The organism is Adhaeribacter arboris (assembly GCF_003023845.1).
Taxonomy (GTDB): domain Bacteria; phylum Bacteroidota; class Bacteroidia; order Cytophagales; family Hymenobacteraceae; genus Adhaeribacter; species Adhaeribacter arboris.
In genome coordinates this window covers 2634226-2661102 of sequence record NZ_PYFT01000001.1, presented here as the reverse complement: position 1 = coordinate 2661102, position 26877 = coordinate 2634226, and the positions used below count along the sequence as shown (strand labels likewise).

Annotated in this window: 14 protein-coding genes; 3 read left to right on the top strand and 11 right to left on the bottom strand. The window is 43.6% G+C overall.

All coding sequences use genetic code 11. The features are described 5' to 3' along the window. Positions 1-63: 63 nt before the first annotated feature. Positions 64-1197, bottom strand: coding sequence for a mechanosensitive ion channel family protein (locus AHMF7605_RS10800; RefSeq protein WP_106929158.1), 1134 nt, complete (start codon positions 1195-1197; stop codon positions 64-66). A 262-nt stretch (positions 1198-1459) separates the two neighbouring features. Next, a complete protein-coding gene (locus AHMF7605_RS10795) occupies positions 1460-2545 on the bottom strand; it encodes an anhydro-N-acetylmuramic acid kinase (protein WP_106929156.1) in 1086 nt (361 codons plus the stop codon). A 131-nt stretch (positions 2546-2676) separates the two neighbouring features. Between AHMF7605_RS10795 and AHMF7605_RS10790 the strand changes: the two genes are divergently transcribed. Continuing rightward, complete coding sequence (locus tag AHMF7605_RS10790; RefSeq protein ID WP_106929154.1) at positions 2677-2985, top strand: ArsR/SmtB family transcription factor; 309 nt, start codon at positions 2677-2679, stop codon at positions 2983-2985. 64 nt (positions 2986-3049) lie between these two features. On the opposite strand, the gene AHMF7605_RS10785 is transcribed toward AHMF7605_RS10790, so the two are convergent. The 3 genes from AHMF7605_RS10785 to AHMF7605_RS10775 all read right to left on the bottom strand — a co-directional run bounded on the left by AHMF7605_RS10785 (position 3050) and on the right by AHMF7605_RS10775 (position 5636). Then, positions 3050-3340, bottom strand: a complete 291-nt coding sequence (locus AHMF7605_RS10785; RefSeq protein WP_158267495.1) for a DUF2752 domain-containing protein — start codon at positions 3338-3340, stop codon at positions 3050-3052. Between the two features lie 13 nt (positions 3341-3353). Then, positions 3354-3971 (bottom strand): TM2 domain-containing protein, encoded by a 618-nt coding sequence (locus tag AHMF7605_RS10780; RefSeq protein WP_199200223.1) that lies wholly within the window; start codon positions 3969-3971, stop codon positions 3354-3356. A gap of 774 nt (positions 3972-4745) precedes the next feature. Continuing rightward, positions 4746-5636, bottom strand: a complete 891-nt coding sequence (locus tag AHMF7605_RS10775) for an NmrA family NAD(P)-binding protein (protein ID WP_106929150.1) — start codon at positions 5634-5636, stop codon at positions 4746-4748. 95 nt (positions 5637-5731) lie between these two features. On the opposite strand from AHMF7605_RS10775, the gene AHMF7605_RS10770 reads away from it, so the two are divergent. Continuing rightward, positions 5732-6100 (top strand): winged helix-turn-helix transcriptional regulator, encoded by a 369-nt coding sequence (locus AHMF7605_RS10770; RefSeq protein ID WP_106929148.1) that lies wholly within the window; start codon positions 5732-5734, stop codon positions 6098-6100. Positions 6101-6215: 115 nt separating this feature from the next. Here the strand turns inward: AHMF7605_RS10770 and AHMF7605_RS10765 are convergent, their stop codons facing one another. Continuing rightward, a complete protein-coding gene (locus AHMF7605_RS10765; RefSeq protein ID WP_106929146.1) occupies positions 6216-8996 on the bottom strand; it encodes a caspase, EACC1-associated type in 2781 nt (926 codons plus the stop codon). A gap of 28 nt (positions 8997-9024) precedes the next feature. After that, complete coding sequence (locus AHMF7605_RS10760) at positions 9025-9381, bottom strand: hypothetical protein (RefSeq protein WP_106929144.1); 357 nt, start codon at positions 9379-9381, stop codon at positions 9025-9027. Between the two features lie 562 nt (positions 9382-9943). On the opposite strand from AHMF7605_RS10760, the gene AHMF7605_RS10755 reads away from it, so the two are divergent. After that, entirely contained in the window at positions 9944-10753 is an 810-nt protein-coding gene (locus tag AHMF7605_RS10755; RefSeq protein WP_106929141.1) for a 3-keto-disaccharide hydrolase, read from the top strand. Positions 10754-10940: 187 nt separating this feature from the next. On the opposite strand, the gene AHMF7605_RS10750 is transcribed toward AHMF7605_RS10755, so the two are convergent. From AHMF7605_RS10750 to AHMF7605_RS10730, 4 genes are all read right to left on the bottom strand, one after another. Then, on the bottom strand, positions 10941-12245 hold the full coding sequence (locus tag AHMF7605_RS10750; protein ID WP_106929137.1) for an NCS2 family permease: 1305 nt from the start codon (positions 12243-12245) through the stop codon (positions 10941-10943). Between the two features lie 736 nt (positions 12246-12981). Continuing rightward, positions 12982-15951: a T9SS type A sorting domain-containing protein gene (locus AHMF7605_RS10740; RefSeq protein ID WP_106929132.1), complete on the bottom strand. Its 2970-nt coding sequence runs from the start codon at positions 15949-15951 to the stop codon at positions 12982-12984. A gap of 1018 nt (positions 15952-16969) precedes the next feature. Beyond that, complete coding sequence (locus AHMF7605_RS10735) at positions 16970-21610, bottom strand: FlgD immunoglobulin-like domain containing protein (RefSeq protein WP_106929130.1); 4641 nt, start codon at positions 21608-21610, stop codon at positions 16970-16972. Positions 21611-21920: 310 nt separating this feature from the next. Next, the gene (locus tag AHMF7605_RS10730; RefSeq protein WP_106929127.1) at positions 21921-26498 is read right to left on the bottom strand and encodes a T9SS type A sorting domain-containing protein; all 4578 of its coding nucleotides are present in this window, start codon (positions 26496-26498) and stop codon (positions 21921-21923) included. Positions 26499-26877 lie beyond the last annotated feature (379 nt).

Here is a 26877-nt window from a genome sequence, read left to right as displayed (position 1 = left end):
CCTTTTCAAGTCAAAGGCTTTGTCTCATTTATAAATCCATTTACTTAAGTACTAAAAATCACCTTAATCCACCGCGGTGTTCAACTTATCTTGTTCCGATTTCTGCAAAACAATAGAAGTGGTAGGATAAGCAAATTCGGCCTGGTGTTTTTCTACTATCTCCACAATTTTGTAATTAATTTCTTCTTTTATATCAATGTACTCGTTCCAGTCCATGGTATCCACGAAGTACTGCACCATAATATCTTTCGAATGCGCACCTAAGCGGTTAAAGCGCACCCGGCCGTCTTGGTTCGTGTGCGGGTGGTTATCGATAAAAGTTTGGATTTCGGCGGCAATGGCCCGAACCTGTTCCGAAGTAGTACTGTACGTAACCGACACATCAAATAATACCCGCCGGAAGGTACGCAACGTCAGATTATCCAAAGGTTTATCGATCATGTGTTTATTGGGCAGGGTTACGTAGCTTTTTTCAAGCGTTCGGATGCGTGTACTCCGGAAACCAATTTTTTCTACTACTCCCGTAATATCGCCTACTTGTACTAAATCGCCGACCACAAACGGCTGATCGAGGAAAATAGTAAACGAAGCCAGTAAATTCTCGATACTTTCTTTCGCGGCAAAAGCCAGCGCTAAACCACCTACCCCTAAGCCGGCAATTAGTTTGGTAACATCCACCCGAAATACGGAGCCCAGCATGACGAAAAAGCCAATCAGTACAATTATTACTTTCGCGAAATCTTTGAAAAAGGGCACTAACTGGTCATCGAGCTTGGAAACGGTTTTTTCGGCCCGTTTTAAAAAGATCATTCCAAAAAAATCTACCAACCGCATTACTACCCAGGTAATCGATACTATCAGGAAAATACGGTAAATGCGTTGGGTAATGGTTTTGAAGCCCAGATTACCTTTTTCGGGTAAGCCAAAAAACTCGGTAGGGTAATGCAGCCGGTCAAAAGCTAGATACAGAAAAACCAGAAAAGTAAGGAAAGCAAGCGGAGTTACCAGCAAGCGCCGGAAATCGGCTTTGGTTACATCAACGGAATAGTTTTTAATAAAGCCATACAAGATACCGGAAAGCAATTGCGATAACATAGTTTTAAATATGTAACCGAACGACATAATGCCGGCGAACCAAATAATATTCTCCAGACTATTACCCAGAAATTTCTGCTGTAGCAGGTCTCGTATATCCATAATAGTTAAAAATTAATCGAAGCAAGTACCCTTAATTCGGGAGTAACTCTGGCGGCTATACAGGGCAGGAGAATTGACCTGCAAATTTTAAAAGAATCTCGATTCAAGCTGTCGTAGCCCAACTTCCCTCCCGTTAGCGAAGAGTTCAGGTTACAAAGATAAGTAGATTGACGGCAGGTAATAAATAATTAATGGTTGGATGAGAAGGATAAAATTAAATTACGGCTAATTGCCTTAAGTTACTTTCTTAACGAATAGTAGCTTATTTCTTACTTCCCCAATAAATCGCGCCACCCACATTATCGTGCGGAGCACCGGTAACACTGCTGAAACAATTAGGTTCCTGACGCCAGCGGAGTACACCTAAAAACGCAAAAATTAAGGCTTCTTTAAAACTTACCAGCTCGGGTTCGGGAACCACTACCTTAAACTGAGGACCTAAGGCTTGCTGAATAAGTTCTACTAAATACGTATTAAAGGCTCCACCGCCGGTTGCTAATACTTGGCGGGGTTGAGAATCTAAAAATAAATTTTGGATACTGCCCGCTACATGAAAGGCAATGTGGTAACAGGCAGTCTGTAATTTATCCGTTAAGGAGCAATTAGCGTTTAATAACAATGCCAAGGTATGGGCATCTACCCATTCTTTGCCTAACGATTTAGGGGGTGGCGCGGAAAAATAGTCGGCAGCGTTAAGTTGTTCCAGTAATTTTGTTTGTACCTGGCCTTGCCGGCCCAAGCTACCATTTTCATCAAAAGGTAAATTAATTTCGCTTATTAGAGTATTTAACAGCATGTTGCAGGCTCCGGTATCAAAGGCAATGCGGCCCGCCGGACTCGCTACGGATATATTAGCAATACCACCCAGGTTCAGGCAGCAATCGTATTCACCGAAGAGTAGTTGATCGCCGATGGGAACGAGGGGAGCACCTTGTCCGCCGAGGGCAATATCAAGGGTTCGGAAATCGCAGACCACCGGCAATCCAGCGGCTGCGGCCAGGTAAGCGCCATGGCCTAGTTGGTAACTGATATGCTGGTCGGGTTGGTGAAAAATGGTGTGCCCATGCGAAGCAATAAAATCCGGAGAGAGGCCGTTTTTACTAACGAACTCCCGTACTGCTTCCCCTAAATAGGTACCGTATTGATGATCAGCCAAAATAAATTTTTCGGTCGAAACGCCCATTAGAGTGTCTAATCGCTGTTTCCAAAAAAAAGTATATGGTAAAGTAGCAGTATAATATATTTTATATATCCAATTTTGATTTTTTTTCGTAAATATGCAGTATGCTAAGTCGACTCCATCCAGAGAGGTGCCCGACATGAGCCCGATAATCCGATAAGTATTCATAAGTTAAAGGTATACTTTTTTTGTAAATGCTGACCTACTATCGTGGCCTTGTTCAATTGCACTTGAATCCCATTGATGTTTAAAATTGTGTGTTGTATGTAGGAACTTGTTTAATTGTTTTAATTATGAGTATGAGAAATTTATTGTCGAGAGTGGAGTCTAAAAAGATAGACAAAGCTGCCTCGATGCTCAAGGTGTTAGCTCATCCGAAGCGCCTTGCGATTGTTGATCTTTTAGGAAAAGAAGAAAAAATGACGGTAACGGAAATTTATAAGTATTTAGATTTACCGCAAGCCATTGCTTCTCAGCATTTGATTACCCTAAAAGATAAAGGAGTACTTTCTTCTTTTAAAGTGGGTACCAAAATTTATTACTCCCTTTCTATTCCCAAGCTTATTGATGTTATCGATTGCCTGGAAGAGTGCTGCACGGATATTTAATTAAACTACTAACCGTAAAATAAAAAAGGATGGCTTTCATAGCCATCCTTTTTTATTTTACGGATTATCCTCGCCGGTACGGACGGTGTCTAGCTACTTCGCGCAGGAAGGATTGTGCCCACAAATAACCCAGCAAGGGAAAAACAATCACAGATAATTTATTAAAATGAAGTGCCGTACTAAAATCAAAATGAATCAGGTGCATAATGGCGCGCATCATGCCACAGCCGTAACACTCGGTATGCAGTAAGAGCTTACTCAAACAAAGCGAAGTACCGGTATCAAATTGATCGGCAGGTAAAAGCAAAAGGATAACCGGAATAAGAATATACCCGCTGATTTTACCGTACGACAATATTTTGAAATTTTTAGAAATCCAATTTTTCCGTGTAATCACCATCTTTTGGTTTTAAGTCGCCCATCAGAATCCGGATCAGGTCGATAAGCGCCCAAATGCCGCAACCACCTAAAGTTAACACCTGCGCAATACCAATGCCCGTATAACCCAAATAAAAACGGTGAATTCCTACGTAACCCACTACAAAAGCAAGGACCGCCGCCACTAACTGGCTTTTTCCGGAAGCGGCTTCAGCGGGGTTAGCCGCTTTTTCTTTCTTTTCAGCGGCTTTAACAACCGCTTTAATTTGTTTTTTAACCTTTAAAGCGGCTTTAATTTCGGCAATTTTAGAAATTTTAGCTTTTTTAACCGTACTAACCGATTTAATGGCCGTAACATCGGATTTAACGGGAGCTACAGCTATTTTGTTAACGGAGGCAGTTAAAGCCACTTCATTTACTGGCGTTGGTTCAGTTACCATTTCCTCAGCCGTGATTACTTTATCAGGAGTTGTAGCCGGAGCGGGAGTGGCTTTTTTATGATAGCTGCCGTAAGGATCACCTACTTTCGGGAAATAATAGGTTTCTCTGGCACAAGCGGATAATAAAAGAACTACAATAAGGTTAGCTAGTAAAAACTTTATTTTCATGATTAAAGATTGATTTAGTTTAAATGAACGAATAAGCTAAAAGAACGCAAATGCATTACTTGCTTCTATATAAGAGGCATTTAAAGGAAATAAAATAAGTTTAGAAAATTCAGGTCAGATGAAATACAACTAAGGCTTCCGTTAAGCAAGTATAATTGCACTTAAAAGGCGAATAAAGAGAGAGTTATTTTTTTACATAGGCGTATAATCATTAATAGCTATCTTTAATATTTCCCAAATATATAAAAGTTTATTAATGTACTAAATAGATTTTTAGTAAAACTATTATGGGAAAATCTTTATTTAGGGCTGTTTTATCCGGTAAAGGTTCTATTTATTTCCAGCCTATTTTTCCTTTTTATTGATCAATAAAGCTCAACCTATTATAAAGTATTTAAAATTAATTAGTTAAATAGAACCTCCAATTTACCGGAGTTGTAAGCTAGGAGTTAGAAACCGGAATGAAAGCAATGTTTCGGATTAAAGGCAATTACCAAAACCAGCTTACCAGGTTGAACATTATTTTGCTTAGTACACAAATACGGATTAAGATCTGCTACGTTCAGTACTAACGATACATTTGTGGCTATTTAAAGGAGTGGTTTGAAAAGGCAGGTAGGCTTCCTGAATGCTTATGGCTACTAAATAAGCAAGGTTTCTTTTCTAAGTTGGATTAAACTTTAAAGTAATTTCACAAGATTATAGAAGTAAATAGATCATTATAGAAGTAAATAGATTGAGTAGCTTAAAAAAAGGGGCTTGAACCCCTTCTTTTTAAACTTGCGCATAAGCCTGCGCAAAGGATGGGGCAAAAGCTTCTAATTTCGTTTTACTTAGTTTAATCGATTTCTGCTGGCGATAATCCGAGAACATCTCCTCGCTGCGGATTGCGGCTCCCATTTCGGTGTAATTTTTCGCTACGTCTTCGGGTAAACCGTTTTGCAGCATGGCGCCCAGCGTATCCTGGTCGGGAAAATCAACCCAGTGCAAATCAGGTTTTCCTACGGCCTGACCAAAAATTGTCGCTATTTCCTGGGTGCGGCGTTCGTCGGAAACAATATACCGGACACTTTTACCCGTAAAATTTAAATTTAATAATTCTTCGGCGGCCACTTCTGCAATATCATCCGTCGCGACTAATACCATTTTGGTATCTGAACCGTAATTTCCGCCGATAATACCCATGTGCTTTACCATACCTGCATTCGCCAGGAAATTGTAGTAGAAAAAGCCGGGACGCAAATGCTTTACCGCCACACCTTCCAATTCATTTAAAGCTTGTTCTACATAATATATTCCGCTTACCGGACCGCAACCTTCCGGCATGTGCGCGCCCATACTACTTAAGTTTACCACGTATTTTACCCCGGTAGCCCGGATAGCTTCGGCATAATTCTTACCTACTTTGGCTATATGCTGACGCCAATCAGGAGCAGATATAGTAGGAGGTACCATGGTATAAACAGCATCGGCTCCGGTAAAGGCCTGGGTTAAAAAAGCCGTATCTTCTACCGAACCAATAGCGGCAGTTGCACCTAATTTTTCAATTTCAGAAATTTTACCGGCATTGCTGCTGATAATGGTTACTTGGTGGCCCGCCTGAATTAATCTTTCGGCTAAAGGTTTGCTGATGTGTCCTAAAGAACCGGTTACAACGTATTTCATAATTTTAGGTTTGATTAGTGAGGCACCAAAGGTATATTTGTACTTACTTTTTTACAAGTACTTACCCTAAAGTAGGTATAACCTGCCCTAATTATATGACAAAAGTAAAAGAAGCTTCTACGAACCATAGTAACAAAACCACCGCTTTGTATGACTGTCCGGTTACCTTTACGCTGAGCAAAATTGGTGGCCGCTGGAAGCCCCTCATTATTTATAACCTGCTCCCGGGGCCGCGTAGGTACAGTGAGTTAAAAAAGTTAATTCCGGCTATTACCGAAAAAATGCTGATTCAGCACTTAAAAGAATTGGAAGTTGACCAACTGGTTTTCCGGAAAGCCCTGGCCGTAGTACCCCCGCACGTGGAATATAGTTTAACCCCATCCGGGCAAGAACTCGGCCCGGTACTTCAGGAAATGGCGGGCTGGGGATTTAAATACCGGGAACCAGGCAACGCAACGGGATAGAGTTTTTAGTTAGAATTCTGCAAGGTATTAGTAGATAAAAGTTTGGTGTACAATAGATTAAAAAACTAAGAACTGGTTCAAGAATAAAACTTAGAGATTAGTAAATAGATAATTATTATTTTACCCCAGCTTTTTTGTACCACTTAGCCGCTTCGCGTTTGCTTTTCTTTACGCCAATGCCATCCCGGTACATATTGCCTAAATTTTTCATGGCCAGTATATCCCCTTTTTCAGCGGCTTTCAGATACCAGTTTAGGGCTACCGAATCGTTATGAGCTACCCCTAAGCCATTACGATACATAAAGCCCATGTTATTCATAGCTCGGGCTTCGCCTTTAGCCGCTGCTTTTTGGTACCAGGCCATTGCTTCGGTAAAATTGGGCGTAACGCCTTGTCCTGCTTTATGCATGTAGCCTAAGTCGTTCATGGCCAAAGCATGCCCTTTTTCGGCGGCTTTTTGGTACCAACGCAGCGCTTCGGGGTAATTTTGGCTAACGCCCTGGCCATTTTGGTATATCCGGCCCAAACGAAAACACTGTTCTCCGCTTAAATTATCCGGGTATTTTAAGTAAGCGTTTAAAGCTGCCAGGTACTGCCTGGTTACATAATAATGGTCAGCTTGGCGCAATAGGGTTAATTTATCTGCTTTATCTTCCGGTCCAGAGGAGAGGTTTTCTATTTTTTTCGCCGGTGATTTAGTTGTATTTGTTAGTTTAGCATTACTTAAATGAAGAGCCTTATTAGGTAACTTAGTTGAGTTAGGTAAGGAACTACTCGGGGTAGTAGATGTTAAAAGCAGTTCCTTTGCCTTTTTAATGCCACGATCGGCCGCTAGTTGAAGCCATACTGCGGCTGAATCTTTGTTTTTATTTATCCCATCTCCCGTATGGTACATGAATCCTACTGTGTACATAGCCAGGCTATCACCGAGCTGGGCTCCTGATTTAAACCAAAATAAGGCCGAATCTTTTCGGGGAGATAACATTCCTTTTATGCCCTTATTATAAAAATTAGCCAACTTAACCATAGCCCCGCGATTACCAGCCTGAGCCGCCTTTTTATACCACCGGAAAGCTTGTAGTAAATTTATGTCTGAAGCATTGTTTGTCGTGCCATTTTCATAAATCCAGGCTACTCGTTGTATTTGCTCGGCCTGCAAATTTTGGTTATTGGCGGTATAAAGGAGTAGGGCAGTCGCATATTGTTTTGCCGCAAAAAGAGAATCAGCTTGGTGGAGCAGGGAAGCAGGAGGGGAGGTAGCATCCTTATTATTATTGATTGAGTCGGGGAGGAGCGAAGAACCTGAATTTAACTTTACAATAGTTAGATTATTGTTCTTTTTAGCCTCCGTAGCAATTGACCTAGTGGAATAGTTTTTCCAGATTAAAAATATAGCGAGTAACGCCAACAAGCCGGCCATTCCGTAAATGGCTCTTGTCTTTATTTTTAATAAATCGGCTTCTTTCTGGTTTTCGGACGGTTCTTTTTCTAATTCTTTTCTTTTCTGAATAAGCTTTTCGCATTGTTTCGCCGCTTGTAAGCTAGGGGAATGGCCGGGTTGTATTTGCAAAATTTGTTTAAAGAGTTCTAAAGCCTCCCCGTATTGTCCGGATTGCTGCAACTGGTCGGCTGCTTGCTTTAATTGTTGTACTTGCTCGGCTTTTCTTTTTTGTTCGGCTTGTAGTTCTTCCTGCTTTTTTTGGCGTAAAGCATCGGCTTCTTTTTGCGCTTCTTCTTTCTTAATGCTTTCTATTTGAATTTGGCACTTAGCCGCAAACCGGCCGTCGGGGTACAAAGCCAGGTAATTTTGGAAAGAAGTTAAATTATTAACCAGCAGCGTTTGTTTCCAGTATTGTTCTTCTTCTTCTTGTTCTTCTTTTTTTCTTAAAGCTTCTAATTTTTGGTTGGCGGCTTCTACGAATTGCCCATTGCTGAAATTATTAAGGTATTCTAATAAGGAAAAAATAGTGTTCTTGCCCGATGCCTCTAACCAATACTCTTTATCTTCGATTTGGTAAATTCGGAGCTTGGCCTCATCCGACAAGCGACTTTCGGGAAATTGTTTGACAAAGTCCAGATAAGCCCATTTAGTATTTTTGCGAACGGCTACTTCCCACGCCTGTTCATCGGCGGATTTAGGTTTTTCATATTTCTTATTGCGGGAAAAGAAAAACTGATCGGCGGTGTTAAAATTAGATTGTTGAGGCCGGGGCAATCCTGCTTGCCGAAAATCGAATTCAATTTTATTATAAATTTCTCTTAAAGAGCAATATTCACAATCACTTTCAATACCGCTATTAATAATCTCCAGCAGTTTACCGGTAAAATAAGTGGGTTGGTCGGGCTTATCTACCGGAAATAACGAAGGCGTATCTTCCGCCGCCGAAGTCATGACGTAGGTTCCTTCAAATCCTTTAATTTCTGCTTGAATAGTACTCGCCGTATCGTTCATGGTACCAATAATAGCACCGCTGTGGCAGCAGTCGAGCAGCACTATTTTCTGGCTGGCCGCTGAGCGTTTAATGTCTTTTTTAAAATCTTCAATGTTAATGCCGTCGCTTTCCAGGTATTTTTTATGCGTATAATGGGTGGTGAGGTATAACTCGTAATCTTCGGAGCTAAGCATACCATGACCCGTGTAATAAACCAATAAAGTGTATTTTTTATGCCGGGTTTTTTCGGCCAGATCATGCAGTTTTCTTTCAATCTGGCTCTTGGTTTCGTTTAGCGAAATAGTAATATTAGCTTCCGGAACCCCAACAATTTCCGGATTAATTAAGCTTTCTTTAAACCGGGAAATATTGGCTTTAACGTTAGGGATAGGGGTAATAGTAGGATCTTCCGGAAAATCACTGGCTCCGATTAATAGTACTACGGTGTTCGTATGATCAATCACTGCCTTGTTGGTTTCAAGCGTCTGCGTTTTACAAATTGTTCTGTTGGATGGCCGTAACTAGTTCTTTCAATTGTTCGGGTTTCATGCTTCGGCCGTGCTTGAGCACAATATTTCCGTTCTTAGTGGGTATGGTAATTACCGTGCGGTAATTGTCGGCGTATTTCTGTAAGCATTTCACCAGTTCTACTAAAGGTTCAGTGGCGGCTTCCACAATGGTTTTAACGGAATTGAGTAAATCGCCCACGCCCATTTGTCCGTTTAAAAGAGCTGCTCTTTCAATTTCCGTACTTTCCACGCCATTAATCGAAGCTTTATCGATAAAATCTTTCAGGTTAATAACCCCGCGTTTAGATTGTTCCTGAGGAAGCAGAATTTTTATCTCCATGGTGAAGGTGCTTAAGCAGTAGTTAAGACTAAACTTCTGTGAATGAGCTACATGAAAATTAAATTTATTACTAAATTTTAAATATTCAAGCTTATTAGGCGCTAAAGATTATCCTAGACGCTATTTTCTCGGTAAAGCCTGAATGTTTAAATCCTGTTTGCTACCAGAACAAACCATTGGCTTAGAAATTCATAGCCTTTTATTTGTGATTCCTGCCTTTCCTGCATTCTCCCCAGGCTTTATCTGTTTTTTGATCAAGTAACCGAACATACTTTTTCAATTGGGGATAAGATTAATTTAAATTTCTTCCTGGACAGCAGATATACTATAATAAAATAGATTTTTACCATATTCCGGTTTCCCTTTGCGCTTACTTTTGAATTAGATTAACTCCTTGTTCCAGAAACGAATAGGCTGAAAAAAGCAGAGCTTATTTAGTTATCTGGTTACAACCCAAAGCTGTTTTCACCTTTAATTGGAACTTATATGAAAAGTAAAAGTTGGCTATTATTGGCCCTGCTCACCGCTGCCTATGGCGGCTTGAGTGCCTTTTATCCCAAAAATGATTGGGAAATATTTACTTGATAAAGATTTGAGTAAATGGGAAATGTACCTGAGCTACCGCCATAAAGTGGGCTACAAAGGCGAAGTTCCTCTGGATACAGATGGTACTCCCATTCAACCGATTGGCTACAATAAAAATACCAATAATGTATTTACGGTGGTGGAAGAAGATGGTGCCCCGGTGTTACGGGTCAGTGGTGAGATTTACGGTTGCGTTTTCACGAAACAAGAATTTCAGAATTACCACCTGAAACTAAAAGTAAAATGGGGAAGTAAAAAGTGGGAACCCCGGACTAACCTGCTGAAAGATTCGGGAGTTTTATACCATTCTATCGGGGAAAGCGGTAAAGATTATTGGCGGGCCTGGATGTTGGGGCAGGAATTTCAGATAATGGAAGGCCACATGGGCGATTATTGGACCATAGCTTCATCGGCCGTTGACATTCGGGCCTACCTGCCCGAAGGAGCTATGAATACGGTGGCAAGTGCCAGCCAACCCTTTTTACCTTTGGGGAAAGGTACCGAGCGCAGTGGTTTTTGTTTGCGCAGCGAAGACCGCGAAAAACCGCAGGGCGAGTGGAACGAGATAGAGCTTATTTGTTTCGGCGACAAAAGTTTACATATTGTGAACGGCCAAGTAGTAATGGTGCTGCAAAATTCCCGCTACGTAGATAATGGGCAAACTATCCCGCTTACCAAAGGCAAACTACAACTACAAAGCGAAGCCGCCGAAGTATTTTACAAAGACATAAAAATTAAAAATTTACCCGAGTTGCCGAAACAGTACGCGGCTTATTTCGAGCAATAAATTAGTCCATGGTCGACAGGCGATAGTCCATAGTTGTAATTTATTAAGTCAGGGTATTTTAAGTGAGCAACCTGCCATTTTATAATTGACGGAACACTAGCTACCGTGAAAACTTGAATAAAAATCGCTTACTAACTTTTATTCAAGTTTTCACCTGGGGAAGTACTGCAAAGTAGCGTTTACAATATTAAGCCAGAAATAAAGCCAGAATACAAAAAGCATCAATTACGAGTAAAGCTAAACTTATGTCCGCGCGGTTACCAGTAGCCAGTTTTAAAGCAGTCCAGGATAAAAATCCCCAGATAATGCCTTGCGTGATGGAATAAGTAAACGGAATTAACACCATAGCCAAAAAAGCCGGAATGGCTTCGTGCAATTGCCCCCAATTAATTTTAGTAACAGGCCGAATCATGAATACTCCTACCAGCACCAAAGCTGGTGCGGTGGCAATGGCCGGAATAACGGCTAACAGCGGGGCCAGAAACAGGAAAGGTAAAAATAGCAAAGCTCCTACTACGGCGGTTAAGCCGGTGCGTCCGCCGGCCTCAATGCCTACCGCCGACTCAATGTAAGCCGTACCGGGACTGGAACCTACCAGCCCGGCCAAAGTGGTAGCTACCGCATCGGTAAGCAGGGCGCGTTTTACGTGGCGGGGTTCGCCGTTTTCATCGAGCAAATTAGCGGCTTCGGCCAAACCTACCAGGGTAGACAGGCTATCGAACAAATCGGTAAAAACAAATGCAAATATTACCGGCACCACCGACCATTGCAGCGAGTGCAGCAAATCTAAGCGCAAGAGTAAACTAAAATCGGGAGCCGCTAAAACTCCGTTTAAAGTAACTAAAGGTGCTTCGGTAAGGCTCCACCAACGGCCTAGCGGGTAGGCAGCTAAGGTGGTAAATAAAATTCCGAGTAAAATAGCGCCCGGTACTTGCCGGGTAACGAGTAGAGCCGTTAGTAACAAACCAGCTAGAAATGTGATCAAAGCCGGGTTTAAAGGACTGACGCCAATAATAGTGGCCGGATGAGCAATGATAAATTTCGCGTTGGAAAAGCCGATCAGGGTAATAAATAAACCAATACCTGCCGCAATGGCGTAACGCAAAGGCCGGGGAATTGCCCGCACAATAAAAGTGCGAACGTTAAAAACAGACAAGATTAAAAAAATAATTCCGGACCAAAATACCGCTCCTAAGGCAACCGGCCAGGGTACTTTCATGCCCAGCACCGCCGAAAAAGTGAAAAAAGCATTTAAACCCATACCCGGAGCTACTAAAATAGGGTTACGGGCAAAAAGCCCCATCATCAGGCTACTGCCAAAACAAACCAACACCGTAGCCGTGAGTACGCCGGCAAACGGCATTCCGGTTTGACTAAGAATACTGGGGTTAACCACAATAATGTACGAAGTAGCTAGAAAAGAGGAAACACCCGCGATAATTTCGGTGGATAGTTTGGTGTTATTTTGGGCTAAATGGAAGGAGTACCGCATTCTCCGAGAACTTTTAGTTGGGATTATGTACTGGTCAGAGCCAGATAAAGATAAGTTTTCGGGTGCAGTTTGCCCAATTATTTTTACCGGTATACCTGACAGAGCGGAAAAAAAATCACTAAAGGCTAAAATCAAAAAAGCTTCTTTTATAGATCGCGTAAAAGTAGAAGGCGACGTAAGAACAATACAACTAAGCACCATCAGGCTCCTCCTGTATAAAATAGGATTCAGCGTTGTTCTTTAGTGATGGTTCCCGACTTTAGCTAAGAGCTATCTTCATTCATAAGGCGGAGTATTGCCTCAAAGGCCGGCAGGTCACGTCGGGCTACTTAGTCGGGCTGCTTTTCCTTTTCTTCTTTGTCCGCGGTGCCGGCAAACTAGCAGGCCCTCGTTGGCCCAACTGCTATCTAGGATAATAGCTACCGCTTCTTTAACTTTTAACTTGTCTTTTCAAGGGGCTTAATGATAACTCCTCCGGGAAGAGGGAAATGAATAGCTATTAATTTTTTAAGTTTTTCGCCCGGAAGAAAGGGCTAGGTTTAATTGTGTTTATTCTTCACTACTTTCCAAAAATTGGGCTTATAAAATCAAAAAAGCGGGCGGGTTTTCAAGACTCGCCCGCTTTTATTCTTGCGTTATGGCCGTTAGTAAAAGCAGTTTGTTAGTATAACAGGCAGCAAATAAAACAGCTAACTCTTTTATCAGAGCCAACTGCTATAATACAAGGGGTGAAAATTTACCGGGTGAATAGTACTTTCTGGAAACTAACCTTTTGGGGAGTTTGCAGACGTACAAAATATAAACCGGTAGGCATGAAAGCCTTGGGTTGCCACTGAAATTGATAGGTTTGATTTGCCTGCACTTCTCCCTGAAAAAGAGTAGCTACCTCCAACCCTTGGCCATCGTAGATTTGGACACTTATGGTTTGCGTGCGGGGCAGCTTAAATTGTACCTGGAGCTGAGCTGGGAATGGGTTTGGATAAGCTTTTAAACTTACTCCGGAGATTAAGGGAGAAACGGTAGGCGGAAGAACGGACGCAACCGGCGGATTGTCTAAATTTATGAAGCCAACCCCGGTAGCGGATAATTTTACTAACCAATAATCGGTATTGCCCCAACCAGGTTGCGTTTTGTCGCCGCTTACCCTGGAAGTAGATCGCCCGCCCACAATTAAGCCACCTTCCCGGGTTTCTTGTACGATCCGGAGTTCGTCGTTGCCGGTTCCGCCAAAACGATAATCCCAAAGTTTAGTACCCGAGCTATCGGTCTTAACGAGCCAATAATCGCCGCTGCCCCGGCTATTTTGGGTTTTATCCCCGTTTCGGCCCGAAAAAGAAGTGCCGCCTAATACATAGCCGCCTTCCCGGGTGGTAGTTAAAGACCGGAGTTCTTCTTTTCCTCTTCCGCCAAAGGTTTTATCCCAGATTTTATTTCCATTATTATTTATTTTCACTAACCAATAATCCTGGTTGCCTTGACTCGGCTGGGTTTTATCCCCGCTATCATCGGATAGGCTCTGACCAGCTAGTAAATAAGTACCTTCGGGAGAACTGGCCAGGGCAAAAAGATTATCTTGTTCCGTGCCGCCAAAGCGTTTGTCCCACAACAATAAACCGGTGCTGTCCGTTTTTACTACCCAATAATCAGAGCCACCCTGGCTCGCCTGGCTTTTATCGCCTGTTTTCCGGGAATGAGAAGTGCCACCGAGCAAAATACTGCCGTCCGGATTGGTCAATAGATCAGCTAAAATATCGTTTGCGGTGCCCCCGTAACTCCGATCCCAAATTTTTTGTCCTTGTTCGTCGAGGCGCATTATCCAGTAATCTTGTTGGCCCTGGCTAGGTTGGCTTTTTTCCCCGCTTACGGGTGAATTACTCGTACCGGCTAGTAAATAACCGCCGTGGGGTAAGTGTTGCATCTTGCGCAATTCTTCGGTACCCGTACCGCCGTAGGTGTGGTTCCATACCAGGTCGCCTTTGTAATCCAGGCGAATAATCCAATAGTCCCGGCTACCCCGGCTAGCTTCCGTTTTGTCGCCGCCGGCGCCCGACTCGGAACTGCCGCCTAGTAAGAATCCGCCTGCGGGTAATTCCAGAATACTGTTAAGATAATCGTTATTGGTGCCACCGTACGTTTTTTCCCAAATTTTATTGCCTTCATCATCGGTTTTTACTACCCAAAAATCAAATCCGCCTTGTTTCCTCTGCGATTTGTCGCCGGTACTATCCGAGAGCGAATAACCTCCGAGTAAATAGCCGCCATCCACTGTTTGTATTACCTGGGTAAAATTATCCTGGGCAGTGCCGCCGTAGCGTTGGTTCCAGGAGATTAAATCGGGTTGCTGATCTTCTTTTACTTTTACTACCCAATAATCAAATTCCCCTTTTATACCATTTGTCTTGTCGATGCCGTCGCTGAAAGAAGTGTAACCGCCCAACAGGTAATGGCCGTCCTTGGTAAGAATAATCCGGGTTAGAAAATCGAATCCATTGCCACCGTAAGGGCTTTCCCATAAAAAAACACCATTTTGGTCGAGCTTTACTAAGCGGAAATCGTCGTTGCGGTTATTTTCCTGGTTGTAGTTGGTGTATTGACCGTTGGTACCGAGTAAATACCCCCCATCCGGAGTAGCCAAAACGGATTCCAGTTCTTTGTTTGCCTGAAGAAACCGACTTATATTTCTTTCTAAAAGCTGAATGCCGTTTTCGTTAATTTTTACCAGATAATTGCTGCCCGCTAATAAATAATTGCCATCCGGGGTAGGCACAAAATCTTTTAACGGCGTATTGTAGGGTTTGTAAAAAGTCTTGTTCCACAGTTCGGTACCGGTGGTATCAATTTTAATGACGTTAAAATTCCTGGTTTTTACGGTAAAGCGAGTGCCATCTTTTTCATAAACCACCGAATCGGTTTCGCCGGCCAGCAGATAACCGCCATCCAAAGCAGGTAGCACCTTTACCAGGTAATCCAGATTTGCGCCACCTAAGGTTTTATTCCATTGTACGGTGCCGCTGCTATCAATTTTTATAATCCAATAATCGTTATTTCCGTTACCCGCCTCCGATTTATCGCCGCTTGCCCGAGAGTTAGAATTGCCGGCCAGTAAATAACCCCCATCCGGAGTAGTTGCTAGAGCTCTTAATTGATCGTAATTGTTGCCGCCTAGGGTTTTATCCCATTGCTTGTTGCCCATACTATCCAGTTTCACGATCCAATAATCCGAACTGCCTTTGCCTGCTTCGCTTTTGTCGTTCCCGGCCGGTGAATCAGAAGAACCACCCACCAGGTAACCACCGTCCGGAGTAGCTAGTACGGCTACGAATTCTTCCTGACCGCTACCACCTAATACTTTATCCCATTGTTTTATCCCGTTTTCATTTGTTTTTACCAACCAGTAATCGTATCTGCCCAGCCGGGGCTGCGACTTATCCAAACCAGCCTCCGCATCCGATTGACCACCAATTAGGGTACCACCATCGGGAGTGTTAATTACAGAACCTAACTGAGAACGGCCATAAGTAATGTTAGAATCCTCGTCCAGGGAAATGCGGCCACCGAAGGTACTTTCCCAGATAATGCTTTGGGCCGACACTTTGGAACAAAAACCAATAAAAAGAAGGAGAAGCAAGAACAGCCGGAACCAGCCATGATAGCCAGCAAAAGGCATAAACGGGAAGAGTACCCGATAGGTATACATTTTTTTCATACTTGGGTTTAGCGGTTGGTTTATAAAGCAAGAAATATCCAATATTCAGTCCTAACCTTCGCTATAATTTCAGCCACAAGCCATTACCGGGCAAATGCAAGCAAATACCGTTCGTAACCTGATATTTAACGGAGGGAAATACAGCCTGAAATTTATAAAGTGCAATCTAATATAACTATCAAAAAGATTAAGATTTTTAATTGTGAACTACGTTGTTCACTAAATAGGCTAATTATCAGATATTTATCCTACTATTTTTAAAGAAATAGGAGTATTTACGCAATAAACGGGTTTTCGGGTTCCGGATAGCGCGTGAATTAGGAAATTTTTGTCGCTCTATTCACCGCAAGTTTTGAAGCCTTCCTTTTTGCGGTATAATTTAAATAAAGAAAGAATGTTATATGGTTTTGGTAAGACACTAAATTTTTGCTGTTAGTAAGGCGGACTTGGTTTAATTAAATTATTACTATATGGCTTCCTTTGCACCAGAAGGCCATTTTTAGGATAATAATGGTTTTTTTAGTTGAATTTTTCCAGTTTTCAGAGCGCCGTCTTGAGGGTCTAATTTGTCTGTTTTGTTACGTAGTTAATGGATCACTTTTGATTTCTGCGATCTAAAAGCCAGACTAAAAAGGGAGGAGAAACAGCTATTACATTCTCGTATTTTCTGGCTCTCCAAGGGCGTGCTTCGCTTTGGGTAAATAGCAGTACTCTATAGCCAAATTAGTGTAGTTAAATCTTGGCTGTTAAAAACCATTATTGTTCGATTCGACATTATTTAAATTTGGTAGGAAAGTCCGGGAAGCTAGGGAGAAAAGGTTGCTTTGCATTTTGATAGGAAGGTTGATGAAAAGCTTTCCGGTACTTAGGAGCACCTAGAAAAAGAGCGCTCCGGTACTTACCGGAGCGCTCTTTTTAAATTTTAAAATAAATAAAGTTTGGTTTGGTTTAGGTCTAGAAATCTAAATATGCGCCTTTAAAACACCTAGTAAAACCTTTTGGCGTTTCCCCAGAAGTTCTATTCTGTTTTAAATAATTTACCGGTTTTTAGCTGACCATTTACTATAATGCGATACAAATATAAGCCGGGTTTTACTAACTGGTTCTGCTGGTCTTTGCCGTCCCAGCGTAGTTGGTGGTTACCCGCTTTTAGCCTACCCGAATCTATTTGCCGCAGTGGTTGCCCAGTTGGGGTATAAATATGCAGGCGGATGTTGGCTGGTTCTGCCAGAGTTATAGGTAAAGTTACCTGATGAGTAAAAGGGTTAGGATAAGCTTGCACTTCATTCGCAGCGATAGTGGATTCAAGTGCAAACGTACTTTCTCGGTTAGCTATGGAGGCAACCCTAGTTAGGGGCGCTACCTTTACCAGCCAGTAATCCGTACCACCTTGACTAGGTTGCGTTCTATCACCGCTTACGTCCGAATCGGAGCGCCCACCCAGTACCAGGCCATCCCCGCCGGTGCGCTGCAGGTAGCGTAGTTCTTCGTTGCCGCTGCCGCCGTAGCTCTGGTCGTATAGTTTATTACCGAAAGCATCTATTTTTACGAGCCAATAATCACTACCCCCTTTAGTAGCCTGCGATTTGTCGCCGCTTTGACCTGAACGCGAAGTTCCGGCTAGTACATAATCCCCGGCTTCGGTTTGAATAACGGCGCGGAGTTCGTCGCTGTCGCTGCCGCCGTAGCGTAAATCCCGCACTAGGTTGCCGTTGCTGTGGAGCTGCACGAGCCAGAAATCTTTATCACCTTGACTGCCTTGCGTTTTGTCGCCTCCTTTCCCGGAAGTGCTGGAGCCACCCACAAAATAATCGCCGGCCGAATAAGATTGTTCGCTCAGAAAACGATTGTAACCCATCGAGAAAAGTTCTTCATCGCCGGGGCCACCATAGCGTTTGTCCCAGATTTTAGCGCCCGTACTATCGAGCCGTATTAACCAGAAGTCGCTGCCGCCGCGGCTGTCCTGCGTTTTATCACCGTTGGCGCCGGAGAAAGAGGTACCTCCCAGCAAAAAGCCGCCGGTACTTGTCAGGGTAAAGCTGCCCAAAGTTTCATCTAAAGTGCCACCATAACGCTTGTCCCAGATTTTATCGCCGGAAGCGCTAATTTTTACCAGCCAAAAATCCTGACCACCCTGGCTGTCCTGGCTCTTATCGCCACTCGCCGGGGAGTTGCTGGAACCCGCTAACAGGTATTGGCCACTGGAGAGTTGCACTACTTTTTTTAGTTCATCGTAGCCGGAGCCGCCAAAAGTTTTATCCCATTGTTTGGTGCCTTGCTTATCAACTTTTACCACCCAAAAATCACGGTCTCCTTTACTCGCTTCCGATTTATCGTTGCTCTTACCCGAGAAAGAAGAACCCGCTAATAAATATCCCCCATCCGAAGTTTGTATTACCCGGTTCAGAAAATCATCTTCGGAGCCACCGTAGCGTTTGTCCCAAAGCTTTTTACCGTTTTTATCGCTTTTTACCAGCCAGTAATCGTTTTTACCTTGGCTAGCTTGGCTTTTATCGCCGTTGTTACCCGAGTTAGTATAGCCACCCGATAAATACCCGCCGTCGGAAGTTGGAATAAGAGAAGTGAAATTATCGGCGCCAACTCCCCCATAACGCATATTCCAGGCAATTTCCACTGGCTGATTGTCTTCGGCTACTTCTATATCCACAATCCAATAATCTGCGGCTAACGACAAAGCAAGGGCAGGGGGATCTAAAATATTTTCACTCTTATCGCCTCCAGCATCAGAGAGGGAAGATCCGCTTAGCACATACCTGCGTGCACCGGTTTTTAAAGCAACCGTAAGGTTATCTAAGTTCAAGCCGCCAATGGTCTTATCCCACTCTTTAGCTCCATTTGCATCAATGTGTACTACCCAAAAATCACTTCCCACCCTAATTTGCCCGTCATATTTCCGGCTATCTTCGCTTTTCTCATTGCCTTTATCCGAGCTGGAAGAACCCGCTAACAGAAAACCACCGTCGGGCGTGGAGAGTAATGATGTTAGATAATCGGGCTGAGCTCCGCCGTAAGTTTTATCCCAGATTTTGTTGCCGGTAGCATCTATTTTTACTACCCAGTAATCTTCGAAACCTCGTCCGTCTTCACTCTTATCTGCCGAATGAATGGAGCCGGAGGTGCCACCCAGTAGGTAGTTCCCATCAGAAGTCTCTATTATTGCCGCTAGATTATCATTGCTGTTTCCGCCGTAAGTTTTATCCCAAAGCTTTTTACCGGTGCCATCAATTTTAATTAACCAATAATCAGGAGTGTAAAAAAAACCTTTATTTGCTTCCGATTTATCCCCGCTTTTATTTGAACCCGAAGATCCGCCCAACAGGTAATTCCCATCGGAAATAGGCAGTAGCGTACTTAAATCATCCACATAGTCTCCGCCGTAAGTTTTACTCCACACTTTATTACCCGCTGCATCTATTTTTATTATCAGATAATCGGAATAACCTTTCACTACGCCGCCAGGATCTTTAGACGTATCGGAATTGGAAGAACCACCTAGCAGATAACCCCCATCCGGGGTGAGGAGCATAGCCGATAATTTATCGGTTTCAACTCCCCCCAAAGTTTTATCCCAAAGTTTGTTGCCGCTCGAATCAATTTTAATAATCCAATAATCTTCTAATCCAAAACCACTCTCACTTTTGTCACGGGTGCGTCCGGAGCGGGAGTAGCCGCCTAACAAATAACCGCCGTCGGGGGTAACTAACATAGCGGTTAAATAATCGGCATTGGTGCCACCATACCGTTTGTCCCATAATTTAGTGCCCCTTGCATTGGTTTTAACAATCCAGTAATCGGCGTATCCTTGACTATTCTGGCTCTTGTCGCCGGAATTTTCGGAGGAGGAATAACCTCCCAGTAAATAACCGCCATTTGCTGTAACTAGCATGGCGGTAAGGTTATCGGGTTTATTGCCCCCAAAACTCTCTTCCCGGATTTTTTTAACCGCCGACGGCGCTTCTGCGAGAAAGGTTTGGGTGGCGCTGATGGGTCTATACTGCGCGTTGCCGGCCTGAGAAGCTTTAACGATAACTTTCCCGGTGCCCGTTAAGGTGAGGGTATTGTCTTTAATGGTAGCCGGCCCAGATTCAACGGTAAAAGCAACCGGTAAACCGGAACTAGCGGTAGCCGAAAGCGTAAAAGGCGCCTCGCCGAAAGTCTTATAAAGAACGGTATTAAACTGGATGGTTTGGGTTAGGTTTACTTCCTGGTTACCTAGTTTTACCAGCCAAAAGTCAGAGAAACTTTGATCGGCAGCGCCTTTAGGTGCCTGGGCTTTATCGCCACTAATGCCGGACGAAGAAGAGCCTCCGAGAATATAACCCCCATCTGGGGTTTGTTGTACGGATCGGCAATAATCGCTTCTATCACCCCCAATGGTTTTATCCCAGATTAAAGTACCATTGGCATTTAGTTTTACCAACCAGTAATCACTCGTGTTAAAATTATTTTCATCCTTATAAGAATTCTGAGATTTATCCCCACTAATGTTAGATTCAGAATAGCCTCCGAGAATATAGCCCCCATCGTTAGTTTGTTGCACCGAATGTAAGTAATCGTAATTACTTCCGCCAATGGTTTTATCCCAGATTTTGTCACCGGTGGTATTCAGCTTTACTACCCAATAATCAGTGCTTCTTTTGCTGTTTTCACTTTTGTCCCCACTACTATCCGATTCGGAAATACCGCCCAGAATGTAGCCGCCATCATTGGTCTGCTGAAGAGAAGTTAAATAATCGAAATTGCTTCCGCCGATAGTTTTGTCCCATACTTTGGTGCCGTCGGCCTTTACTTTTACAATCCAGAAATCATCCGCGTATTTTGAACCTCCTTTATTGCCCTGGGTTTTATCCCCGCTTCGGCCAGCAAAGGATCGACCACCCAAAATATAGCTACCATCGGTGGTTTGTTGCAAAGCGGTAAACGTATCGGAATCATTCGAACCAATGGTTTTATCCCAAACTTTCGTGCCATTAGCATCGAGTTTTATAATCCAATAATCAGAAGAGCCTTTAGATGGTTCGGTTTTGTCGCCGTTCTTACCGGATTGCGAGGTACCCCCCAAAATGTAGCCGCCATCACTGGTTTGTTGTACGGATCGTAAGATATCGTAATCATTTCCCCCGAAAGTCTTATCCCAGACTTTTGTTCCGTTGGCATTTAGTTTTACGATCCAATAATCTTCGCTAGAACTTCCGCCCCGGTTAGCCTGCGATTTTTCGCCACTAATACCCGACTTGGAACTACCACCCAGAATATAACCGCCATCCTGGGTTTGTTGCAAAGTAGTCAGATCCTCCTCGTCCTGACCGCCCAAGGTTTTATCCCAAGCTTTGGTACCATCCGCTCTTAATTTTACTACCCAATAATCTGAACCACCCCTGGTTGACTGGGATTTATCGCCGGAAGCCCGGGCATCAGAAGTGCCACCCAAAATGTACCCACCGTCACTGGTTTGTTGGAGAATGGATAACTCATCACTCTGATTACTACCAATAGTTTTATCCCAGACCTTATTCTGGGCCGAACTAAGAAAACCTAAATTACACAGCAAAAGCACGAGGGCAGTGCTACGAAACCAATTCGTAGCCTGGAAAGAAAGGCTCAGCTTTACCTTAAAGCCAGATAAAAGTGTTTTCATGGGAAGAATTAAAAAAATAGAAGATAATTAGCTGTAAAAGGTTTAGCCACCGGATATAAGTTTTTGGTAAACCAAATAGTAAAGCCAATAAATGTAAAAATTAGATGGAGCGTTTCCTATACCTAAAATTGGGTATTTTTACATAATAAGGTTAGAATTTCGGTGGGATTTCAATTTAAAATCAATTACTTATCTCAAAAATGAGAAAAACCAGGCTGACTTTAGCCGGACAAAACCTTTGAGTTAAGTTCTATAAAAACAAAGCCGGAAAGAGTTGGCTCTTTCCGGCTTTTGAGGCGGCTAAGACTGCTTACTTGGTTAGAAGTAATTTTTGTTGCTGTTGTAAAGTAGGGGTTTGGAGTTGCAGGAAATACAAACCGGCTGGTTTATTACCCGCTTGCCATTTTACTTCATAGGTCTGGTTTGCTTTCACTTCGCCTTGGAATATTGTACTCACCTCGTTTCCTTGGTGGTCGAAGATTTTTATCGTTGTTGATTGGGTTTGCGGTAAAGTAAAGCTTATGGATATTTTATTCTGGAACGGATTAGGATATGCAGTTAAAGATTGAACGAACGTTTCAGGTTGTTCTGCTTCCACCGCTTCTCTTTCCGCTACCACCGATTCCGTTTCCGAAGTGAATTTGACTAACCAGTAATCGGTACCACCTTGACTGGGCTGGGTTCGGTCGCCACTCACCCCGGAAGCAGAACGACCCCCGGCTACATAGCCGCCTCCGGGTAGTTCCAGAATCGTGCGTAGTTCCTCCGCTTGATCGCCGCCGAGCTGCTTATCCCATTGCGGCAGACCTTTATCATCGGTCTTCACCAACCAGTAATCCTTCTTTCCTTGACTATCCTGGCTTTTATCCCCACTCTTACCTGATTCAGAACTTCCGCCTAACAAGTAGCCGCCATCCTGGGTGAGAATGATGGAACGAAGCTCGTCGTCCTGGTTGCCGCCATAGCGTTGATCCCAGAGCTTACCGCCTTTACCGTTGATTTTCAGTAACCAGTAATCTTTGCCGCCTTGGTTAGATTGACTTTTATCGCCGCTCTTGCTTGAAGTACTTGTGCCGGCCACAAAGAAATTGCCGGAACTGGTACCCGTGCTGCCTAAGGCTAGTAGTTGATCTTCGCCCGCGCCGCCAAAACGTTTCTCCCAAACCAAGTTACCATCGGCATCGATCCGCACCAGCCAGTAATCACTGCCGCCGCGGCTAGCCTGCGTTTTATCGCCACTTACTCCCGAAGCGGAACTGCCGCCCAGCAGAAAGCCACCGTCCAGGGTAGGAGTCAAGCCTTCCAGCACATCATCACCCGAACCACCATAGCTTTTGTCCCAGATCCGTTCGCCCGAAGCCGCTATTTTGAGTACCCAGTAATCTTGGCCGCCCTGGCTGCCCAGGCGTTTGTCGCCGCTAGCTGGGGAACTGCTGGTACCGGCCAGAATATAGCGGCCGGAAGGAAGTTGATAAACTCGTTTAAGCTCATCATAATCCGAACCGCCAAAGCGTTTATCCCACTGCTTCGTGCCCGCAGCATCTACTTTGACAATCCAGTAGTCGCGCTCACCCCGGGAATCCTGGCTTTTATCACCACCTTTACCCGACAAAGAACTGCCGACCAGTAAGTAACCGCCATCTAGGGTTTGGATAATAGAATTCAGGTAATCGTCGCTACTGCCGCCATAACGTTTATCCCAGAGCTTTTTGCCATTCTTATCACTTTTGACGATCCAGTAGTCGTTTTTGCCTTGGCTACTTTGGCTTTTTTCCCCACTCTTACCCGAGTTGGTATAACCGCCAGAAAGGTAGCCGCCATCGGCTGTTTTAATGACCAAAGTAAAATTATCGGTACCTGTGCCGCCGTAGCGCATATCCCAAGCCGCAAGCGTTGGATTCTCGTCTACTTTTAGCTTGACTATCCAGTAATCGTAAGTGTAATCACTGCCTTTATTCGCCTCCGTTTTATCACCACTGCTATTCGAATAAGAAGAACCCGCTAAAACTAAATCACCCTGTTGGGTTTTGTGTAAAGCATGTAGGTAATCCTCCCCATCTCCCCCGAGCGTTTTATCCCATTTTTTGCTTCCATCAGCATCTACTTTCACTAGCCAAAAATCATAGCCACCTTTCGAACCCTCTGTTTTACTTGCGCTGATATCAGAAATAGAAAAACCACCTAATAGGTACCCTCCATCCTGGGTCTGCTCTAAGGACGTTAATCTATCGTCATTGCTTCCGCCTAAGGTTTTATCCCATTCTTTCGTGCCATCCGCATTTAATTTAATAATCCAATAATCATCCCATATACGATTACTATTAACGATAGCTTCGGTTTTATCACCACTAATCTCGGAACTGGAAGAACCTCCCACCAGATAGCCGCCATCATTGGTCGGTTGGAGTGCCGTTAATTCATCAAATTCCGTTCCTCCAAATGTTTTTTCCCATTTTTTACTGCCATCTGCTTTTAATTTGATAATCCAGTAATCAGATCCTCCTTTATTAGGAGCAGTTTTATTTCCGTCTTTACCAGATTCTGAATAGCCACCCACCATATAACCACCATCTGGAGTAAGCTGCACAACATTTAATTGGTCCCTACTTGTACCCCCAAAAGTTTTGTCCCAAACTTTATCCCCTTTTTCGTTTATCTTAACTACCCAGTAATCTGTATCGTACCACTCACCATATCTGGATTGAGTTTTTTCACCCGAAATGCCAGAAGAAGAGCTGCCGCCCAAGATAAAACCATTATCTGGAGTTTGCTGCAACGAGGTTAATACGTCTTCTCCGTCTCCCCCATAGGTTCTATCCCAAACTTTATCCCCGCTCGCGTTTAGTTTCATTATCCAGTAATCCCCCTCCATCCCCAAGTTGTTTTTGGCATCGCGGCTCGGTTCTGATTTATCACCACCTTTGCCGGATGGAGAAGTTCCACCCAGAATATAGCCCCCATCCTGGGTTTGTTGCAAAGTTAACAACAGGTCCGACTTCGTACCGCCATAGGTTTTGTCCCAGGCTTTGGAACCATTAGCATTCAGCTTCACTATCCAATAATCCAGGCTTCCCCGGCGAGGCTGGGTCTTATCGCTGCTACTATCAGAATCTGAAAATCCTCCTAAGATATACCCCCCATCCTTAGTGGGAGTCATCGCCCATAAATTATCATCCACGTTACCACCAAAAGTTTTATCCCAAAGCACCGTAGATGGTACTACCACCACAAAAGTTTCCGTGGTTTCGGTAGGTTGAAAGGTAGCATTGCCGCCCTGCGTGGCTTTTACAGTAACATGACCTACGCCGGTAAGAGTAACAATATTGCCTTTTATAGTAGCCGGTCCGGAAACGACGCTAAAAGTAACCGGTAAGCCGGAACTAGCTTTTGCTGAAATTTGAAAAGGGGCCTCCCCTAATTTTTTATCTAAAATTGGGCTGAAGGTGAGGGTTTGTTCTTTTTTGTAACCCAGTTTTACTGCCCAATAATCAAACTCGCCTTTACTTGGCTGGGATTTATCGCCGCTTTTTCCCGACCGGGATGAACCACCCAGAATATAGCTGCCCTCACTGGTCTGGTACACGGCTGTTAATCTTTCTTCGTTATTCCCGCCAATCGTTTTATCCCAGAGCGGGCGACCATCTTTGGTTAATTTTACCACCCAGTAATCGGTCGATCCTTTATTGCCTTCCGTTTTTTCACTACTTTTGTCAGAGCTAGAAGTACCGCCTAACAAAATACCGCCATCTTTAGTTGGTTGCACGGAAGCTAAGGCATCAAATTGGTTGCCGCCAATCGTTTTATCCCAGATTTTGTTGCCCTTAGCATTTAGTTTTACCACCCAAAAATCCGAGGTCCACTCATACTTATCGAAGTCGGAGAACTTAGTATCCCGCAGCTCTTCGGTTTTATCGCCGCTTTTCCCCGACTTCGACGAGCCGGCTACAATATAGTCTCCCCCTTTGGTAACCAGTAAAGCGGTTAGATCCTCTTGCTCTGTTCCACCTAGCGTCTTATCCCATAACTTACGGCCATCGGCTTGGAGCTTCACCACCCAAAAGTCGCCGCCACCCCGGCTAGCTCCGGATTTGTCGCCGGAGATGTCCGAACCGGAAGAACCACCAATTAGCAGATTACCCTCTGTGGTTTCTTGTAAAGAAGTTAACAAATCATCGTATCGGCCCCCTAGGGTTTTATCCCAGAGCTTTTTACCGTTCGCATCCGTTTTCACAATCCAGTAATCCAGATCATTTTTGCCTTTATTCGGCTCGGTTTTATCGCCCGAAATGCCCGAGCGGGAATAGCCTCCAATTAAGTAGCCCCCATCTTTCGTTTGTATCACGGCGGCTAACTGGTCCTGTTTATTGCCGCCAAAAGTTTTATCCCATTCTTTGGTGCCATCAGCTTTAAGTTTGACCACCCAGTAATCCCCATCTACTCCCCGTCCTGCTTCGGACTTGTCGCCGTTTGGACCCGATTGGGAGTATCCGCCTAAAATGTACCCTCCATCCTTGGTCGGCTGCATGGAATAGAGAAAGTCGTAATTGTTACCACCTAAGGTCTTATCCCATTCTTTACTGCCATCGGCTTTGAGTTTAACAATCCAAAAATCAGGCGTGGGATTTTGGCTCCGGTTGGCTTGGGTTTTATCCCCGCTAATGCCGGAATAAGAATACCCTCCTAAGAGGTGGCCGCCATCTTTAGTTGGTAGAACTTCGTGTAATTTATCTTCTTTATCGCCCCCATAAGTCTTATCCCACACTTTGGTTTGAGCTTGAGAAAAGTGAGATATACCAAGGGAAATTAACAAGAGCGCCCCGAAACGGCGCCCACTGGTAAGAATCTGGTCCCAGTTAGACCTTTGAAAAAAAGTTAAAGGTGTTTTCATTATTCTGACTTTGATAAGGTTTAGTTAGCGTCTTAAGAATAAGACGCTGCCTAGTTGGTGTTAGAAGTTAGAGCCAAAAAGAGTAAATCAGGTAAATGTAAGCACTATATAGAGAAGGCACAATACCTAAAAGTAGGTATATTGTTATTTTTTAGCTAAATATTTATAAAGAATTACGACTACTCTGCAAGAGAATAATCTTTATGACTATTCAGATGGAGGTAGAGGATTCGGTGGGAAGTAAAAAGAGCTGCCATTAAGTAAAGATATGTAAGGTAAAGCCTTCTGGAAAGAATTTTTATTTGTTCAATCTTTTGTGAACTAAATAAGGCGGTTAGAATTACTTCTAACGGCCTTATTTTATTGTAAATGCTAAGTT

What these genes read in the sequence shown, in the direction of transcription:
- AHMF7605_RS10800 (WP_106929158.1), bottom strand. Translation starts at nt 1,197, where the DNA reads ATGGATATACGAGACCTGCTACAGCAGAAATTTCTGGGTAATAGTCTG.
- AHMF7605_RS10795 (WP_106929156.1), bottom strand. Translation starts at nt 2,545, where the DNA reads ATGAATACTTATCGGATTATCGGGCTCATGTCGGGCACCTCTCTGGAT.
- AHMF7605_RS10790 (WP_106929154.1), top strand. Translation starts at nt 2,677, where the DNA reads ATGAGAAATTTATTGTCGAGAGTGGAGTCTAAAAAGATAGACAAAGCT.
- AHMF7605_RS10780 (WP_199200223.1), bottom strand. Translation starts at nt 3,971, where the DNA reads ATGAAAATAAAGTTTTTACTAGCTAACCTTATTGTAGTTCTTTTATTA.
- AHMF7605_RS10775 (WP_106929150.1), bottom strand. Translation starts at nt 5,636, where the DNA reads ATGAAATACGTTGTAACCGGTTCTTTAGGACACATCAGCAAACCTTTA.
- AHMF7605_RS10770 (WP_106929148.1), top strand. Translation starts at nt 5,732, where the DNA reads ATGACAAAAGTAAAAGAAGCTTCTACGAACCATAGTAACAAAACCACC.
- AHMF7605_RS10760 (WP_106929144.1), bottom strand. Translation starts at nt 9,381, where the DNA reads ATGGAGATAAAAATTCTGCTTCCTCAGGAACAATCTAAACGCGGGGTT.
- AHMF7605_RS10755 (WP_106929141.1), top strand. Translation starts at nt 9,944, where the DNA reads ATGATTGGGAAATATTTACTTGATAAAGATTTGAGTAAATGGGAAATG.
- AHMF7605_RS10750 (WP_106929137.1), bottom strand. Translation starts at nt 12,245, where the DNA reads ATGCGGTACTCCTTCCATTTAGCCCAAAATAACACCAAACTATCCACC.
- AHMF7605_RS10740 (WP_106929132.1), bottom strand. Translation starts at nt 15,951, where the DNA reads ATGAAAAAAATGTATACCTATCGGGTACTCTTCCCGTTTATGCCTTTT.
- AHMF7605_RS10735 (WP_106929130.1), bottom strand. Translation starts at nt 21,610, where the DNA reads ATGAAAACACTTTTATCTGGCTTTAAGGTAAAGCTGAGCCTTTCTTTC.
- AHMF7605_RS10730 (WP_106929127.1), bottom strand. Translation starts at nt 26,498, where the DNA reads ATGAAAACACCTTTAACTTTTTTTCAAAGGTCTAACTGGGACCAGATT.